Raw genomic sequence first — 17,863 nt, forward strand, 5'->3', positions numbered from 1 at the left:
TTTTGTAACAACCATGAGAAATTATTCAATAAAATATCAAGTTAGGTTATTAAAAATAATAGCCTTCCTGTTTTCTTTACAGATTATCGGACAGAATGATTCACTTGACTTTATTGATCTAAAGCACTCTAAAGATTGGGAATTAGTATTTGAAGATGATTGCACATACGATTGGACAAAACAATGGGCGCTAGATGGTTTAATAGCAACCGTTGAAAATTCAAAAAGGGGGATGTACTTTAAAGCAGGGCCAGAATATAAAAACGATGCACATCATGCAGTACTGTGGACAAATGAGTCTTTTAATGGAGATATTAAAATTGAATACGATTATACCAGAACAGATAGCGCTACTAAATGTGTAAATATTTTATATATTCAAGCCACAGGTGATGAAGAAGGTATTTATAAAAAAGATATTTCTAAATGGAAGAAGCAGCGAGAAGTCCCTGCAATGCGAACTTATTTCGAGAATATGAATTTGTTTCATATTAGTTATTCAGCATTTGGAAATAATGATAACTCCTTTCATTATGTGAGAGCCAGACGATATCCTAAGCCGGATAATGAACCTTTCAAAGTAACACAAATAGAGCCATCCTATGATAAACAAGGCTTTTTTAAAACAGGACAAACCTACCATATTACAGCTATAAAAACTAATGAACATTTATTTTTTAAGATGGAAAGTAAAGATGGTATTGAGCTTTTTAAATGGGATATTTCAAATGTTAGCCCGATAACAGAAGGTCGTGTTGGTTTACGCCAAATGTACACGCGTTCTTCTTTATACAAGAATTTTAAAATTTACAGTAAATGAAAATAACAAAAAAAACAAATTACTCTTTAGGGGCTCTACTCTTAATTGTATTTGTGTTCTTATCTTTAAGAGTTACTTCGCAACAATTAGAACGTCCTTTTATATTAGTAAAATCAAGTGAACGCAATCAAATTCTTGAAAAAATAAATACTCAAGAATGGGCTAACGAAATCTATTTAGATTTAAAACTTAAGGCTGATGTTCAAGTCAAAGAATTTTACAAGGATCCAAAATCTTACATCGAACAATTACCCTTTAATTGGAGCGAAAAAAAGAACAATAAGTTTCCGCCTTTTTTTAAAACAACACATATAAGAAATGGTGTTCAAGAAAATCTGGATAATGCTACTGATGAAGACTGGAAACCAGCCGAACTTTTAATTAGATATTTACAAGTGGCATTAGATTGCAGCGAGATGTATTATCTAACCCAAGATGAGAAATATGCCCACGTGGCAAGTAGCATTTTATATTCATTTGTAAAATCTGTACAGCAATCCGAAGTATCTACTTGGAGAGGTAGAGGCGGTTGGTTATTTCCGTATGATGGCTTTCGTGAAGTACGTGTGATAGGTTTCAGACTGCCATTAATTTATGATTTTATTCATCCTTATCTTAAAAAAGAGGGGAAGGCTTTTGATATCATTAAAAACGAAAAAGTAAATTTTCCTTTTGAAGAAGCTCAAAAGGTATTTAAAGCCTACGCAAACATTACGGTAAATTATGGGCAAACAGGTTCAAACCATTGTGCCTTAGAAGCACCAAGTTTAGTATTTAATGCCTTAGCCATGGATGATGAAAATGAGCGCGAAAAGTGGTTATCCTATTTTTTAACAGAAAGTACAGATAATCAAGATGCGCTAAATGTCATGGTAAAAAATTATAAAAATGAAGGTGATATCTGGCCAGAAACCTCTCAATATTTAAACCATACGACATCAATTTTAGCACGATTAATGTTGGTGGTTAATAAATACAATCCAATGTTAAAATTAGGAGAAAGATATGTAAATGTTTTACATGCCTTACCTCGGTTAGATTATTTCATATATCCTAATAACGAAATTGTGCGCTGGGGAGATGGACATAGGTCTGCTCATGCACCTTATGAAGCTTATGAAAATGCATATGCTTTGGCTGAAATGGATGAATTAATGACAATACAAAATAAATTTGCACCACTTATTAATAAGGCAATTGACAATGGGAAATATAAAAGAAAAGGGACTGAGGCTTTATTTTGGTATGATGATAGTTTTGATAATGAATCTACCACTATAGACTTAACAAGGACTGATAGAGTGTATCATGCTGGTATTGTTTTACAACGCAATTTAAGTAGCACAAATAATCCAAAAGATGGTTTAATGTGTTTTGTTGGCGGTGCACACATGGTACATGGACATGCGGGAGGTATGGATATGGAGTTATATGGTGAAGGACAAGTTCTAGGCGTAGATAACGGCAGAAAACGCTATGGTGTAGATCTTCATGAAAACTATTCTAGGATTTTCGCAGCTCATAACACGGTTATCGTAAACGGGAGCTCGCAAGGTGAAGGTGGATGGGTTAATTTAGGAATGAATAGTGTACAACTTATTGCTATGGAACCTGAAGTTGGTAAGGAAGGTGTGTCACCTTACCATTCCTTCAGTCAAACAAGCTTTGAGGATGATAAGGGTGACAAAGCAGAGGCTACACAAGAACGTACGTTGGCTTTAATTAGAACGTCTCCAAACACGGGGTATTATGTAGATGTATTTCGCTCAAAATCCAGACTTCCAAACGAGTATCACGATTATCTGTATCACAACATAGGCGACAAATTGGTTTTTGAAAACAAGGATTTAGATTTTAAAAAGACGCCAGACAGATACATGGCAAATGCAAGTTTGCCTTGGAAACGTAATAAAACATATAAACACCCTGGCTGGCATTTTTTTGAGAATGTAAGGACTTCAAAAGTTTATGAAAAAGATGTAAAAGCTACCTTTCATACAAAGCGATTGTCTCAAGGCGCTGTCTTTATGCAGTTGCACATTCCAGGATTTGAAAACAGAACTTACACCAAAGTAAAAGCACCAACTACTTTTGAGGCCCCGGAGCCTTATCATAAAAAATTCACGCCAACTTTGGTAATTCGTAATAAAGGTGAAGCTTGGAATAATCCGTTTGTGGTAGTTTATGAGCCCTTTAATGAAAAAGAAAACCCTTCTATACAGTCAGTTGATAAAATTGAACAAGACGGACGTTACAAAGGTTTAAAAATTATAAGTGAAACGCCTACTGAGGTTCTGGTGCAATACATAATTACGCAATCGAAAGATGAAGTGTATCAAAGTGATACTATTCATTTTGAAGGGACTTTCGCTATAATTACTTTGGATGAAAACGAAAAATTACAAAGCATTTATATTGGCGATGGTGAAACATTGAAGTATGGGAATGAAAAAATTGTTGTTGATCCTAATAAAGCATATTATAAAAGCTATCATTAAATGATTTCTTATGCAATATTGAAAATGCCTGAAATAAATATTTCCTAAAGAGAATCTCTTTCTATAATATGAAACGGCACCTTTACAGAAGTTTTCTTTTTATCTAAAATAGTTTGGGCAGCAATTTCTGCCATAACTTTAAAATCAGTAGAAACTACAGTTATACCCAATAGTTCTTTTAGTGGTGTTTCATTATATGAAATAATACCAATATCGCTACCTAGTGTATACTCGTCTTCTCTAACTTGTTTCACTAAATTTACTAAGTCAGCCTCCTCAATGGTTATAAACAAGTCTCCTTTTTTTAAAATCATGTCTTCATAGACTTTATGAAGTATTTCAAAGTCTAGTTTGTGTTCCACACAAAATTTCCTAAAACCATGTAAAATTCTTCTCGGATAAGGGTAAACGGATTTTTCGGGGTATACTAATATAAGTTTTTCGTATTTTTTTACTTTATTAATAACTTTATTTAGGGCTTCATAAATATCATTTTCAAAATCTTGATAAACTTCCCCTAAAACACCTTTTAAGTTAGGTTTAAGGTTATCCAATACTATTAATTTCTCCTTAGGGATTTTATTTAAAATTTTCAGAGCCTTTTCAGTGAAACTAACATGTTTTAAATGTTCAGTCTTAAAATGAGGCATTATCACAAAATAATCAAAGGCCGATTTGTTTTTTTCTAAAATATTCAAAAACAGAGTTTCGTCGCAATGGTATACATGTAAAATGGTATGCGAATTAGCACCTATAGAATTAATGAAATGGTTGTAAGTTCTTAATTTATAATTACTTAGTTTGTTTATTAAGAATAAAATATTGACTTTAGAAATTAATTTTGTTCTTGATATATAAAATCCTTTGCCACGAATCGAAGTGATGATATTTCTTTCTTTGAGAATGCTATATGCTTTCTCGACGGTATCCCTTGAAAGATAAAACTCTTCACTAAATCTATTTATCGAGGGTATTTTTTGATCAATACTGAAATTACCGTTTGATATATTAGTGATTACGGAATCAACGATTTGTTGGTATTTAGGAACCCTAGAATTTTCGTCAATATTTATGAATTTATATATATCCATGATTCTAATCTAAGCATTTATTAAAACATAGATAGCATATTTTTCAACAAAGAACAAAAAAATCCTTGTTTATAGAGAATTTCTATCAATAAAATTAAAAGGTACTTTATATTCTCCCCTTTCACCATTTAAAATCATATATGATGTTTTTTCTCCCATTGCTTTAAAATCAGCTGATATTACCGTTATACCAAGAAGTGCTTTCAGGGGAGTGTCATTATAAGAAATGATACCAATATCAGTTCCTAAGATAAATTCTTTATCTCTAGTTTGTTCCATTAAATTTACTAAATCATCTTCTTCAATTGTAATAAACAAATCGCCATCCTTAAGCACCATGTCATCATAAACCTTATCAATGATATCAAAATCTAGTTGATGATCTACGCAGAACTTCATAAATCCATGTGTTATTTGTTTTGGATAGGGGAAAACCGTTTTTTTAGGGTATACTAAAACTATTTTTTTGTACTTTGAAATTTTTGAAAAACCATCTTTTAGCGCATTATAAATGTCATTTTCATAGTCTTCATATACAGTGATGATATTGTTCTTAATAGGTGTTTTTTTGTTCCCTAATATGATAAGCTTATCTTTTGGAATTTTGATTAACGCTTTTGATACTGGAATGGTTGTGCTTATGTGCTCATGGTCTTTGGTTTTAAAATGCGGCATTATTACGTAATAATCATATGCTTTTTTATGTTTATTAAGTAAATTTAAAAATAAGGATTCATCACAATGATAAATATGAAGATCTGTGTAAGAGTTTGGCCCCATGCTGTTTATAAATGAATAATAGATCTCCATTTTGTACCAACTCAATTTGTTTATGAGGAATAGGATATTAATCTTCTTAATTAGTTTTGTTCTTGAAACATAGTAGCCTTTTCCTCGTATGGCGGAGATAATGTTCCTTTCCTTAAGAATACTATAAGCTTTTTCTACTGTATCCCTTGAAAGGTAAAAATCTTCACTAAATCTGTTTATTGATGGTATTTTTTGATCAATTTTAAGATTCCCTCTAGAAATATTATCAATAATAGAGTCTACGATTTGTTGGTATTTTGGTATCCTAGAATCTTCATCTATTTTAATATACTTATATAAATCCATGATTTGGTTTCTTTTTAAATTGACGCACTTATTATTTAATAAATAAAGCGAAGTTCATCTAAAAAAAGCTTTACGATTAGAGTTTGGGAGCATCACAACCGTAACGTGCCTTTACCTAAATACTACTTTTTATTGTTCTTTATAAATGCCCAGTTTATATGTTACTATATTGTCATAAATACTTTTTAATGCAACAGGCAGTTCATTTGACTGAAAGTGCTTTATTCTATTGAGTATTTTGTTTATTGGTTTAAAAACACCAACGTATTGTATCAATGCAATTAATTGAAAATTATCTTCTAGGTATTTGAAATAAGTAACAAAGATATTGCTAAGCGGGTTGGGAATAGTCCTGTGCTATCCTGCACGTGTTATTTCTATGTTATTTGCAATCAGATAGATAGTAAATCGGGCTATAATTTTTTTTAAGGTCTATCTCTTCTAACAAGATGCGTCTCTAAATGATGATTGACAAAATAGAAAGGGGTTGTTTTTTGATATGTTTAAAATAATAATGTGTAATTTTAAGATAATATTAAGCTTTGCAGTATAGTACAGGATAGAAATAATACACTGCTACTCTATTTTTGAATTGATAAAACTTATTTTGACAATAAATATGGAAAACATAACCAAAAACTTTAAATACGTAGATTACCTTTGGGATGAAAAAAAGGCTGATAGTCTAGGTGATAACCAAGTGGATTTATTTTTATACCGTTCTAATATATTAGGAGCCGATTTAAGAATAACAAATTACGGTGGAGGTAATACAAGTTGCAAAACCATAGAGAAAGACCCATTAACAAACGAAGAAGTTGAGGTAATGTGGGTAAAAGGGTCCGGTGGAGACATTGGTACTTTAACACGTTCTGGAATTGCAGGTTTATATACAGGAAGACTACGTGATTTAAAAAATGTTTACCAAGGTTTACATGATGAAGATAGAATGGTTGGTTTATTTAATCATTGTATTTACGATTTAGATAGTAAAGCACCATCTATTGATACACCATTACACGGTCTATTGCCTTTTGCACATATAGATCACTTGCACCCAGATGCTTTAATTGCGGTTGCTGCTGCAAAAGATAGCGAAAAAGTTACTAAAGAAATTTGGGGTGACACTATGGGATGGGTGCCTTGGCAAAAACCAGGTTTCGATTTAGGATTACAGTTAGAAAAATGTTTAGCTGATAACCCTGGAATTAGAGGTATTGTTTTAGGTAGCCATGGTTTATTTACATGGGGAGATACGTCTTATGAGTGTTACATGAATAGTTTAGAGGTTATTGAAATGGCTTCTGAATACATAGAAAAGAAGCTAAAAGAGCAAGGTGAAGTTTTTGGTGGTCAAAAAGTTGAAAGTTTACCTCAGGAAGAGCGTTTAGAAAAAGCGGCTCAATTAATGCCTTTATTAAGAGGTTTGGCATCATCTGAAAATAGAATGATTGGTCATTTTACAGATACAGATGTTGTGATGCAGTATATTAATAGTCACGATTTAGAAAGATTAGCTCCATTGGGAACTTCTTGTCCAGATCACTTCTTAAGAACTAAAATTCAACCATTAGTATTAGATCTTGATAAAAACGAGGATTTATCCGATGCGGATGCAATTTTAGCTAAGTTAGAGCCAGCATTTGAGGCATATCGTCAAGAGTATGTAGATTATTACAATACTTGTAAAAGAGATAACAGTCCTGCAATTAGAGATGCAAATCCAGTAATTATTATCTATCCTGGAGTGGGTATGTTCAGTTTTGCAAAAAACAAACAAACTACACGTGTTGCAAGCGAGTTTTATATTAATGCAATTAATGTAATGCGCGGTGCGGAAGCTATAACAGAATATACGTCTTTACCAAGACAAGAAGCTTTTGATATTGAGTATTGGTTATTGGAAGAGGCTAAATTACAACGTATGCCAAAAGAAAAACCCTTATCTAGAAAAGTAGCTTTGGTTACTGGTGCAGGTGGCGGAATTGGTAAAGCAATTGCTGATAAGTTGGCTGCTGAAGGTGCAAACGTAGTACTTACGGATATTAATGAAGACGCTTTAATTGAAGCGAACGGAACTTACGCAAGAGATGTGTCTTCTTATGCAATTTGCGATGTAACAAGCACAGATTCTATTGCTAATGCATACAAAAAAGCTGTTCTTGAGTTTGGAGGCGTAGATATTATTGTACATAGTGCAGGTTTAGCAATTTCTAAACCTTTAGAAGACACAACAGATAAAGATTGGAATATTTTACAGAACATTCTGGTAAAAGGACAGTTCGATTTAGCAAAACAATTTGCTGCAATAGTTCGTAAGCAAGGGCTCGGAGGCGATTATATAGCCATAGCCAGTAAAAATGGATTAGTTGCTGGACCAAATAATGTAGCATATGGCACTGCAAAAGCGGCGCAACAACATATGGTACGTTTATTAGCTGCAGAATTAGCAAAAGACAAAGTACGAGTTAATACAGTAAACCCAGATGGGGTTATTGTAGGAAGTAAAATATGGGAAGGCGCCTGGGCAGAAGGAAGAGCCAAGGCAAATGGAATTACAGTTGAGGAATTGCCAGCATTCTATGCAAAAAGAAATTTATTACACGAAATAATCACGCCAGATGATATCGCAAATGGTGTATTTTCTCTTGTAGGTATTCTTGACAAATCTACTGGAAACATTATTAATGTGGATGGTGGAATGGCAAATGCCTTTGTTAGATAGATATAAATAAAAGTAATAATAGTTTGATTAGTTTAGTTAGTTTAAAAAGAAAACTTCCTTAAAATTTTTACAGTTTTATGGAAGTTTCTTTTCTTTTAAAGGTTAAAAAAACATGAAAATTCAGCAAGAACAAGTATTCGAAAACAACAAAAAGAACTTAAAAAATCATGAGGAGAGCTATGATTTTTTAGCAAACAAGTTAAGCAAAGATGGGCACGACGTTTCTAAAATTGTTTCAGAACTATCAGACTTTCAAGTTGCAATACCAAGTTGGGCTTTAGGGGCAGGAGGAACACGTTTTGGACGTTTTTCATTTTATGGGGAGCCATCAAGCCTTGAGCAAAAAATAGACGATATAGGTGTTTTACATAGTTTAACACAAACCGCAGGGGCTGTGTCGTTACATATTCCTTGGGATATCCCTTCAGATTATGCAGCAATTAAAGAAAAAGCAGATGCTTTAAATATTAAATTCGATGCTGTAAATTCAAACACATTTCAAGATCAAAAAGATGCTGCAGAGAGCTATAAGTACGGTTCTTTGAGTAATACAAGCAAAGCTGTACGTGAACAAGCTATTCAGCATAACTTAGATGTTATTAAAATAGGAGACAAACTTGGTTCAAAAGCTTTAACAGTTTGGTTAGCTGACGGCTCTTGCTTTCCTGGACAAAATAATTTCCAAACCGCTTTCCAAAATACACAAGATAGCTTAATAGATATTTATAAAGGATTACCTGATGACTGGAAGTTGTTGGTAGAGTATAAACCTTATGAGCCAAACTTTTATAGTACGGTAATTCAAGATTGGGGCGCGTCTTTAATGTTGGCAAATGGTTGCGGAGATAAAGCTTATACCTTAGTAGACTTGGGGCATCACTTACCAAACTCAAATATTGAGCAAATTGTATCAATTTTACAGTTAAAAGGTAAGTTGGGAGGTTTCCACTTTAATGACAGTAAGTATGGAGATGATGATTTAACGGTAGGTAGTATCAAACCTTACGCCTTATTCTTAATCTTTAACGAGTTGGTGTATGGTATGCAAAACAACCCACAAAACCCAGATTTAGCGTGGATGATAGATGCAAGCCATAATGTAAAAGACCCTTTGGAAGATTTGATACAATCGCTAGAAGCCATTCAGGAAGCTTACGCAAAAGCAATGTTGATTGATCAAAACGCGCTTAAAGCAGCACAAATTGATAACGATGTTGTAAAATGTCAAGAAATTTTACAGGGTGCCTACAGAACAGACGTTAGGCCGTTATTAGAAAAGGCACGCCTAAATACAGGAGGAGCATTAAGCCCAATAAACGCATACCGTGAGCTAAATGTAAGAGGCAGTTTAATTTCAGAAAGAGGTAAACATACTGTAGCAACCGGTTTATAACCACAATAATGAAACAAAAAGTAACCGCCGTTTTTGACATTGGAAAAACAAATAAAAAGTTTTTTCTATTTGACAAAAAATTTAAGGAAGTACATAAGGAATACATTTCTTTTGAAGAAATAGAAGATGAAGATGGGCACCCAACAGAAAACCTTCCTGCACTAAAAAAATGGTTAAAAAAAGTTTTCGATCGTATCCTAGAGAAAAAGGAGTTTAATGTAGAGGCTATCAACTTTTCAACTTACGGTGCCAGTTTTGTACATATTGATGAAAACGGAAAGCCCCTAACACCGCTTTACAATTATACAAAGCCATTACCAAGCAACATTGTAGATTCGTTCTTTAAGAAGTACGGACCTAAAGAAGAATTTCTTAAAACTACCGGATGTGTGGATTTAAGTATGCTTAACTCTGGACTACAATTGTATTGGTTAAAATATTCTCAACCAGAGGTTTTTTCTAAAATCAAATACTCATTGCACTTGCCTCAGTATTTAAGTTATGTGTTTACGGGAATTCCTTTAAGCGAATATACCAGTATTGGCTGCCATACAGCATTATGGGATTTTGGAAAGAAAGACTATCATGATTGGGTTTATAAAGAAGGCATAGACAAGATATTACCTCCAATAGTTTCAACTGAAACTAGCGTAAACATGAATTACAATGGTAATAGAATAAAAATTGGTGTGGGTATTCATGACAGTTCCGCAGCCTTATTACCCTATGTAAGAAGTATTAAGAAGAAGTTTGTTTTAGTGTCTACAGGTACTTGGAGTATTGTGTTTAATCCTTTTGCCGGAGATCAAATTTTAGATGATGCATTTAAAAATGATACTCTGAATTATATGCGGATTAATGGAAGGCCAGTTAGAGCTGCACGTATATTTTTAGGGAATGAATATAAATTGCAAGTAGAAAAACTCAACAAGCACTTTGGCGTAAATGATGAATATCACCAAACAGTTAGTTTCGATTACGACACGTATCTTGAGATTATGAAGGATTTTAAGTATTGTTTCAAATGGGAAAGTATTACGGACGATAATATGCCTGAAAAGACAGCTTTTTATTTTGATAAGTATGAGCATGCTTATCATCAAATGATGACGGAACTTGTGCTATTACAAATAAAGTGTATTAAAGAAGCACTAGGTAGTGATGAAATTAAACGTATATATGTAGACGGCGGTTTTAGTAATAACGATATTTATATAAAACTCCTATCACATAATTTTAACGATAAGAAGTTAAGTACGACAGATGCGTCCCTTGGTTCAGCACTAGGGGCGGCTATTTCAATTTCAGATAAGAAACTGAATTCGAAATTTTTAAAGCAAAATTATGCTCTTAAAAAGCATGTGCCTTTTATAGTTAATGGATAGTCCAAGTAATTATAATTAGTTTAAAATTAAATAAATAACATTATTTCCAAATCAAAATAAAATGTCTAAAAACATAAAATTAGTTCATCCAAGAGATCAAATTACAGAAATCATCAGCAGAGTTTATAAAAGGGGAATGACCACAACTTCTGGTGGTAATATTTCTATTATAGATGAGCAAGGAGATATTTGGGTAACACCTTCAGCAATAGACAAAGGGTCTTTAAGAGCGTCGGATATTATATGCGTAAAACAGGATGGAACCATCATCGGTAAGCATAAACCGTCATCTGAGTTTCCGTTCCATAAGGCCATTTACGAGGCAAGACCAGATATTAAGTCAGTTATTCACGCACACCCGCCAGCTTTGGTGTCGTTTAGTATCGTGCGTCAAATTCCTAACACGAATATTATTTCTCAAGCAAAACATATATGCGGTCCGATAGGATACGCAAAGTATAGACTTCCTGGTAGTGAAGATTTAGGAGATGTGATTGCAGATGAATTTAAAAAGGGATACAAAGCTGTTATAATGGAAAATCATGGAACCGTTTTAGGAGGAAGTGATTTAACAGATGCTTACGAACGTTTTGAGGCTTTAGAGTTTTGTGCAAGAACTATCATATATGGATCGCAAATAGGAGCACCAAAATATTTATCAGACGAACAAATAGACGCATTTGAATCTCAGGCTACTGGTGTGTTGCCAGAAATGGAAGCTACCGACTATACTTCTGATGAAGTGGAAAAACGCTTAGAAATTTGTAAAATAGTACAGCGTTCTTGTCAACAAGGTTTAATGATTGGTTCCTATGGAACAGTGTCTATGCGTTGGAAAGACAACGACTTTTTAATTACACCAACCAATGTTAATCGATGGGATTTAGATTTAGATGATATCGTTCAAATAAAAGATGGACATAGAGAGGCTGGAAAAATACCAAGTAGAGCTACATGGATGCATCAAGAGATTTATAATAGAAACCCTGATGTCAATTCCATTATCATGACACAATCACCATATCTCATGGCTTTTGGAGTTACAGCAGAATATCTTAACGTAAGAACTATCCCAGAGAGCTGGATATTTTTACAGGATATTAATTTTGTTGAGTATGGAAGTCATTTCAGAAAGAATAATAATTCAGATATTGTAGATAACTGTCCTACTGCTTTAATTATTGAAAATGATTCTGTAATTATTACTGGAGATAAGTTGCTACAAACTTTTGACTATTTGGAAGTTGCCGAATTTAGCGCAAAATCCATAGTACTCGGAAATTCATTAGGTGATATGGTACCTATAAATGATGAACAGGTAGAAGATTTAAGAAAGAAATTTTTAGCATAAAAAATATGGCAATAAGTTTTGATACACGTTATCCATCAATTGATGATTTAAGAACCAAAGCTCAAAAAAAGATACCAAAATTTGCATTTGAATATCTTGATGGTGGGTGTAATGAAGACGTTAATTTAGTACGAAATACTGCGGAATTAAGGGAAGTACAACTTAAGCCTAATTATTTAAGAAAGCATCATGGTTCTTCATTGAAAACTAAGTTGTTCGGTGTGGAGTATGATGCACCTTTTGGTATTGCACCAGTTGGTTTACAAGGTTTAATGTGGCCTAATTCACCAGAAATTTTAGCAAAAGCGGCATTTGAGCATAATATCCCATTTATTTTAAGTACTGTAACAACAACAAGTATAGAGAGAGCTAGTGAACTAACGGAAGGCAAGGCTTGGTTTCAGTTGTATCATCCTACTGAAAATAGCTTACGTGATGATATTATCAAACGAGCTGAAGTAGCGGAATGTCCAGTTTTGGTTATTCTTTGTGATGTACCAACTTTTGGTTTTAGACCTAGAGATATCAGAAATGGGTTGGCAATGCCACCAAAAATGAATCTAGCAAATATTTTAGAGGGTTTCACGCATCCACATTGGAGTTTACAAACTTTAAAACATGGTATTCCTAATTTTGCAACCTTAAAACCATATATGCCTAAAAACTTGGATTTAAAGCAATTAGGTAAATTTATGGATCAAACTTTTAGTGGAAGACTAAACGAAGAAAAAATAAAGCCTATCCGAGATATGTGGAAAGGTAAGTTGGTACTAAAAGGTGTAGCTTCTGAGTATGATACAGAAGAGGCAATCAAATTAGGACTGGATGGTATTATTGTTTCCAATCACGGAGGTCGTCAATTGGATGCTGGTCAATCTACAGTAAAGCCTTTATCTACTATTGCTGAAAAGTATGGAGACAAAATAGAGGTGATGATGGATAGTGGCGTACGCTCAGGGCCAGATGTAGCAAGAGCAATGGCTAGTGGTGCTAAATTCACTTTTATGGGGCGCTCTTTTATGTATGGTGTGTCAGCACTTGGTAAAAAAGGAGGTAACCACACAATTTCTTTATTAAAAACAGAATTGCAGCAAGTTATGGAGCAGCTATGTTGTGAGACAACGAGCGATTTTCCTAATCACTTGATAAAATAGAATAAAACCTTAGATAATTCTAAGATACTAACTAAACCAAACTTTAATATATCATGAAGCATTACAAGCAATTTATCAATGGCCAATTTATTGACTCCAAAGCTACTTCTGTTATTGAGATTTTAAATCCATGTACAGAAGAAGTTATCAGTACTATATCAACAGGAACCGTAGAAGATGCTAATAATGCTTTAGAAGCGGCACAAGCCTCACAACCAGCATGGGAAGCGTTACCGGCAATACAAAGAGCAGCATATTTACATAAAATGGCTGATGTTATTAGAGAAAACCGAGTGTTTTTGGCTGAAACATTGTCTAGAGAACAAGCCAAAGTTATTGGTTTAGCACAAGTTGAAATTGATGTGACAGCTGATTATTTTGATTACAATGCAGGTTGGGCAAGACGTATAGAAGGTGAGATTATTCAAAGTGATAGAGAAAAAGAACATATTTATTTACATAAAGTGCCAATTGGAGTTGCAGTAGGTATTTGTCCTTGGAATTTTCCATTTTTCGTAATGGCACGTAAAGTTGCAGCTTCATTAATAACAGGAAATACTTGTGTAATTAAACCAAGTTCTGAAGCACCAAATACCATTATGGAATTTGCTGACCTTATCCAAAAAATTGAATTACCAGACGGTGTTTTAAACTTTGTTTGTGGTGCAGGTAGAACAGTTGGAAATGCCTTGTCTGCAAGTCCTATTACAGGTATTATCAGTTTAACGGGTAGTGTTGGTGCAGGACAAAAAGTAATTACTGCAGCTGCGGAAAATATCACAAAAGTATCGTTAGAGTTAGGAGGAAAGGCACCTGCTATTGTTTGTGCAGATGCTAATATGGAATTAGCTATTAATTCTGTGGTATCTTCTAAAGTTATTTTTAGCGGACAAGTTTGTAACTGTGCAGAACGCGTGTATGTTGAAGATAGTATTTATGATGAATTTGTAGACAAGCTCACTAAGAAAATGAGCGAAGTTACCATTGAAGATGCTATTACAGGAACTAATGCTGATATGAGTAGCTTGGTATCTAAAGATCAATTAGATAAAATTACTGAAATGGTTGAGTTTGCTAAGAAAGAAGGTGCTGAGGTACTTGTTGGTGGTGGTCAACCAGATAAATTTGATAGAGGTTACTTTTATGAGCCAACTGTAATAACAGGTTGTAGTCAGGATAGTCAAATTATTCAAGAAGAAGTTTTTGGTCCTGTATTACCAGTAATGAAGTTTAATACTTTAGATGAAGCGATTGCGATGTCTAATGATACAGAATTTGGTTTAACTTCATCGATATTTTCTGAAAACTTCAATAATATTATGAAGGCTACAAATGGACTTCATTTTGGAGAAACTTATGTAAACAGAGAACATTTTGAAGCTATTCAAGGATTTCATGCTGGATGGAAAAAATCTGGTGTTGGTGGAGCTGATGGTAAATATGGTATGGAAGAATATTTACATACAAAAGTAGTTTACGCTAAATACTACTAGAAGTATTATTTAATATATAAGAGAAAGCTCAGCTATAGATTAATAATAGCTGAGCTTTTTTATTTAAAGTATTAAAACTATCTAATTATTATTTGAAAAGTTAAGCATCCATTCCACACATTCTACATGACTAAATAGTTTTTTGTTTCCTTGTGGATGATTGGCACCAGGAAAAGCAATATACTTTACATTTTTATTGCCTGCGGCCTTTAACAGGTCGGTCATTTTTTTTACTGAAGCTACGTTTTTTCCATCTTCTCCACCTACCATCCCGAATACAGGAAAATTAGCAAGTTTATCAAAACTATCATTATCAGAAACACCACTAAATCCTCCTGGAGCTGCAGCTGCAAAACGTTCTGGAGATTGCTGTATCCATTCCCAAGAGCCTCGACCTCCCATACTATGTCCCATAACATAAATACGACTTTGGTCTATTTGAGGATAGGTCTCAAGTATGTAATCTAACATGATATTCAGTGTTTTAGGATCCCATTTTTCAAAAGAATTGGGTTCTAATAGCATTAAATCTTTACCAGCTAACTCAGCAAGAGATAGTCCTTTTACTTTAGCGGAACGCTTAAGTTGTTCTTCAATACTCCATTTCTTTCCACCACCACCATGTAATGTGATAAGAAGTGGTAGCTTACCTTTAATTTCTTTCTTTGGGAAAGCTATGAATGCAGTTTTTTTAAGATTACCCAATTTAGATTGTAAGTCTTCAGGCCAGTGTAACAAACTTACTTCCATGTTTTTAAAAGTGTTGTTTATTTCATTAAGTGCCTTTTCAATATCTGGCGTTTGCTGAAAACTGGTAAGTAAAAGAAAAGTAAATATGCTAAAAGCTAATTTTTTCATTGTTTAAAATTTATGTTATTAAATTTCTATTGACAATATTTTAAACCAATAAAACCGTTAAACTCATAGCGCCGTGAGCACCAACTACAAGACATTGCTCTATATCTGCTGTTTTAGACGGTCCTGATATAAACACGCCAAAATCTCTATCTCTTTTAGCAATGTTATCATAGGCTTCTAGCATGTGCAAGCAAATATTACGCTTGTCTAGAATGATAACTAAATCATTGGTGATAAAAGGAAGTGCACGTACCAAGCTATTATTTGCCGTTATCCAAATAGCACCATTTTCAGAAACACCAAGTTCTCCTTCAACAATGGCTAAATCAATATGTTCAAGTGTATGCGGATCAGTGTTTTTATCAATTTCAACATTACCCAGGTTAGATTTAGTTGTTGTAGCAACAATAGTTGATTTATTTGGGTACTGCTCCTTAATCTTAGCGTCAATAGCATCAGTAGTAATCTCAAAAACTTGTCCGCCAACTAAAGCTAAATTGTCCTTAAAAGTTTTTACTACATCAATATCTTCCTGAAATGCCGATTCATCAATTTCTGGTAAAGGAAGTACCTCAGGTTTATTCTTTTTTACTGCTTTTAATATGGCTTCTCTACTCATTTTTACGTCTTTTTTTATACCATTCATCAAAACTCTCATGTTTTACTTCAGGCAAGTCTCTGGCTTTACCCCAAGCATTTAACTTGTTGTAAATCATAAATCGTGGTGCATGTTTTAATGCAAATCGAGCAGATTTTCCTGCCATTTTGTAAAGCTTAGGTTTTGATAAAACTACACCAGCAGTTTTTAAAATTGATTTTTTTACAATGGGTTGCTTTTCTTCTTGAACAATAATTTGGCGCCATTTATAGAGCTGTTCATGAATATTAATTTTTACAGGGCAAACATTGGAGCAGGAACCACATAAGGTTGATGCAAATGGCAGCGAACTGTGCTTTTTTAAATCCTTTCCTGGTGAAAGAATTGAACCTATAGGCCCAGGAATTGTATAATCATAACTATGGCCGCCACTCCTCCTGTAAATAGGGCAGGTGTTCATACAAGCACCACAACGTATACAATGAAGTGAGGCTCTAAAGTCTTCTCTACTTAGTTGCTCGGTTCTTCCGTTATCCACAATAACTATGTGCATTTCTTTACCCTCTTCAGCTTTGTTAAAATGTGAAGAATAGGTTGTAATGGGTTGCCCTGTTGCACTTCTGGCAAGCAATCTTAAAAATACACCTAAGTGTTTTTCTTGGGGTATAATTTTTTCAATGCCCATACAAGCAATATGAGCTTTGGCCAAATGTACGCCCATATCTGCGTTGCCTTCATTTGTACAAACTACAACACCACCGGTATCTGCTACGGCAAAATTTACACCAGTAATGGCTACATCGGCATTAAGGAATTTGTCTCTAAGATGTTTTCTAGCTTCACCAACTAAATATTCTGGGTTTCCACCACTAGGTTTAGTGTTTAAATGCTCCTGAAATAACACATCAACATCTTCTTTGGTTTTATGTATCGCGGGCAATACAATATGGCTTGGTGGTTCTTCAGCCAATTGTACAATACGCTCACCTAAATCTGTATCCACAACTTCAATGCCTTTTGATTCCAAAAACGGATTCAAATGACATTCTTCGGTTAGCATAGATTTACTTTTTACTACTTTTTTAGCATTATGTTTTTCAAGTATACTGTTTATGATAGTGTTATGTTCTTCAGCGTTTGATGCCCAATGCACTTGGATACCATTATTTTTTGCATTTGTTTCAAATTGAATGAGATATTTATCTAAGTTTGATAAAACATTAGCTTTTATGCCAGACCCTAGTTGTCTTAAATATTCCCAACCTTGAACATTATGTGCTGATTTATCACGTTTTTCCCTAACGTACCACAAAGCTTTATCATGCCAATTTACTTTTGCTTCGTCTTTATTAAATTCCGTTGCTTTTTGTGCGTGCCCCAT

The 17,863-nt window shown here is 33.8% G+C and carries 13 protein-coding genes; 8 read left to right on the forward strand and 5 right to left on the reverse strand.

The window, feature by feature from the left end; genetic code table 11:
* Positions 1 to 13: 13 nt before the first annotated feature.
* Positions 14 to 820: a DUF1961 family protein gene (locus EYD45_RS10475; protein ID WP_130964502.1), complete on the forward strand. Its 807-nt coding sequence runs from the start codon at positions 14 to 16 to the stop codon at positions 818 to 820.
* Entirely contained in the window at positions 817 to 3,318 is a 2,502-nt protein-coding gene (locus EYD45_RS10480; protein WP_130964503.1) for a heparinase II/III domain-containing protein, read from the forward strand. Before EYD45_RS10475 ends, EYD45_RS10480 begins: the two co-directional genes overlap by 4 nt.
* A 44-nt stretch (positions 3,319 to 3,362) precedes the next feature.
* Here EYD45_RS10480 and EYD45_RS10485 read toward each other — a convergent pair whose 3' ends face one another.
* Together EYD45_RS10485 and EYD45_RS10490 are read right to left on the reverse strand one after the other, a co-directional pair.
* Complete coding sequence (locus EYD45_RS10485) at positions 3,363 to 4,409, reverse strand: GntR family transcriptional regulator (RefSeq protein ID WP_130964504.1); 1,047 nt, start codon at positions 4,407 to 4,409, stop codon at positions 3,363 to 3,365.
* A 69-nt stretch (positions 4,410 to 4,478) separates the two neighbouring features.
* Positions 4,479 to 5,525, reverse strand: coding sequence for a GntR family transcriptional regulator (locus EYD45_RS10490; protein WP_130964505.1), 1,047 nt, complete (start codon positions 5,523 to 5,525; stop codon positions 4,479 to 4,481).
* A gap of 619 nt (positions 5,526 to 6,144) precedes the next feature.
* Here EYD45_RS10490 and EYD45_RS10495 point away from each other — a divergent pair.
* From EYD45_RS10495 to aldA, 6 genes are all read left to right on the forward strand, one after another.
* Entirely contained in the window at positions 6,145 to 8,250 is a 2,106-nt protein-coding gene (locus EYD45_RS10495) for a bifunctional aldolase/short-chain dehydrogenase (RefSeq protein ID WP_207303310.1), read from the forward strand.
* Positions 8,251 to 8,362: 112 nt separating this feature from the next.
* The gene (locus EYD45_RS10500) at positions 8,363 to 9,643 is read left to right on the forward strand and encodes a sugar isomerase (RefSeq protein WP_130964506.1); all 1,281 of its coding nucleotides are present in this window, start codon (positions 8,363 to 8,365) and stop codon (positions 9,641 to 9,643) included.
* An 8-nt stretch (positions 9,644 to 9,651) separates the two neighbouring features.
* Positions 9,652 to 11,028 (forward strand): FGGY-family carbohydrate kinase, encoded by a 1,377-nt coding sequence (locus EYD45_RS10505; RefSeq protein WP_130964507.1) that lies wholly within the window; start codon positions 9,652 to 9,654, stop codon positions 11,026 to 11,028.
* 61 nt (positions 11,029 to 11,089) lie between these two features.
* Positions 11,090 to 12,379, forward strand: coding sequence for a class II aldolase/adducin family protein (locus tag EYD45_RS10510; RefSeq protein ID WP_130964508.1), 1,290 nt, complete (start codon positions 11,090 to 11,092; stop codon positions 12,377 to 12,379).
* A 5-nt stretch (positions 12,380 to 12,384) separates the two neighbouring features.
* Complete coding sequence (locus EYD45_RS10515) at positions 12,385 to 13,533, forward strand: alpha-hydroxy acid oxidase (RefSeq protein WP_130964509.1); 1,149 nt, start codon at positions 12,385 to 12,387, stop codon at positions 13,531 to 13,533.
* Positions 13,534 to 13,586: 53 nt separating this feature from the next.
* On the forward strand, positions 13,587 to 15,026 hold the full coding sequence (gene aldA / locus EYD45_RS10520; RefSeq protein ID WP_130964510.1) for an aldehyde dehydrogenase: 1,440 nt from the start codon (positions 13,587 to 13,589) through the stop codon (positions 15,024 to 15,026).
* Between the two features lie 81 nt (positions 15,027 to 15,107).
* Here the strand turns inward: aldA and EYD45_RS10525 are convergent, their stop codons facing one another.
* Genes EYD45_RS10525 through EYD45_RS10535 form a run of 3 tightly spaced genes read right to left on the reverse strand, consistent with a single transcriptional unit; the run spans position 15,108 to position 17,863 of the window.
* Complete coding sequence (locus tag EYD45_RS10525) at positions 15,108 to 15,884, reverse strand: carboxylesterase family protein (RefSeq protein WP_130964511.1); 777 nt, start codon at positions 15,882 to 15,884, stop codon at positions 15,108 to 15,110.
* Between the two features lie 40 nt (positions 15,885 to 15,924).
* Complete coding sequence (locus EYD45_RS10530; RefSeq protein WP_165453926.1) at positions 15,925 to 16,530, reverse strand: LutC/YkgG family protein; 606 nt, start codon at positions 16,528 to 16,530, stop codon at positions 15,925 to 15,927.
* A complete protein-coding gene (locus EYD45_RS10535; RefSeq protein WP_130964513.1) occupies positions 16,496 to 17,863 on the reverse strand; it encodes a lactate utilization protein B in 1,368 nt (455 codons plus the stop codon). The genes EYD45_RS10530 and EYD45_RS10535 overlap by 35 nt, the downstream gene beginning before the upstream one ends.

It is taken from the genome of Hyunsoonleella flava, assembly GCF_004310325.1.
Classification (GTDB): domain Bacteria; phylum Bacteroidota; class Bacteroidia; order Flavobacteriales; family Flavobacteriaceae; genus Jejuia; species Jejuia flava.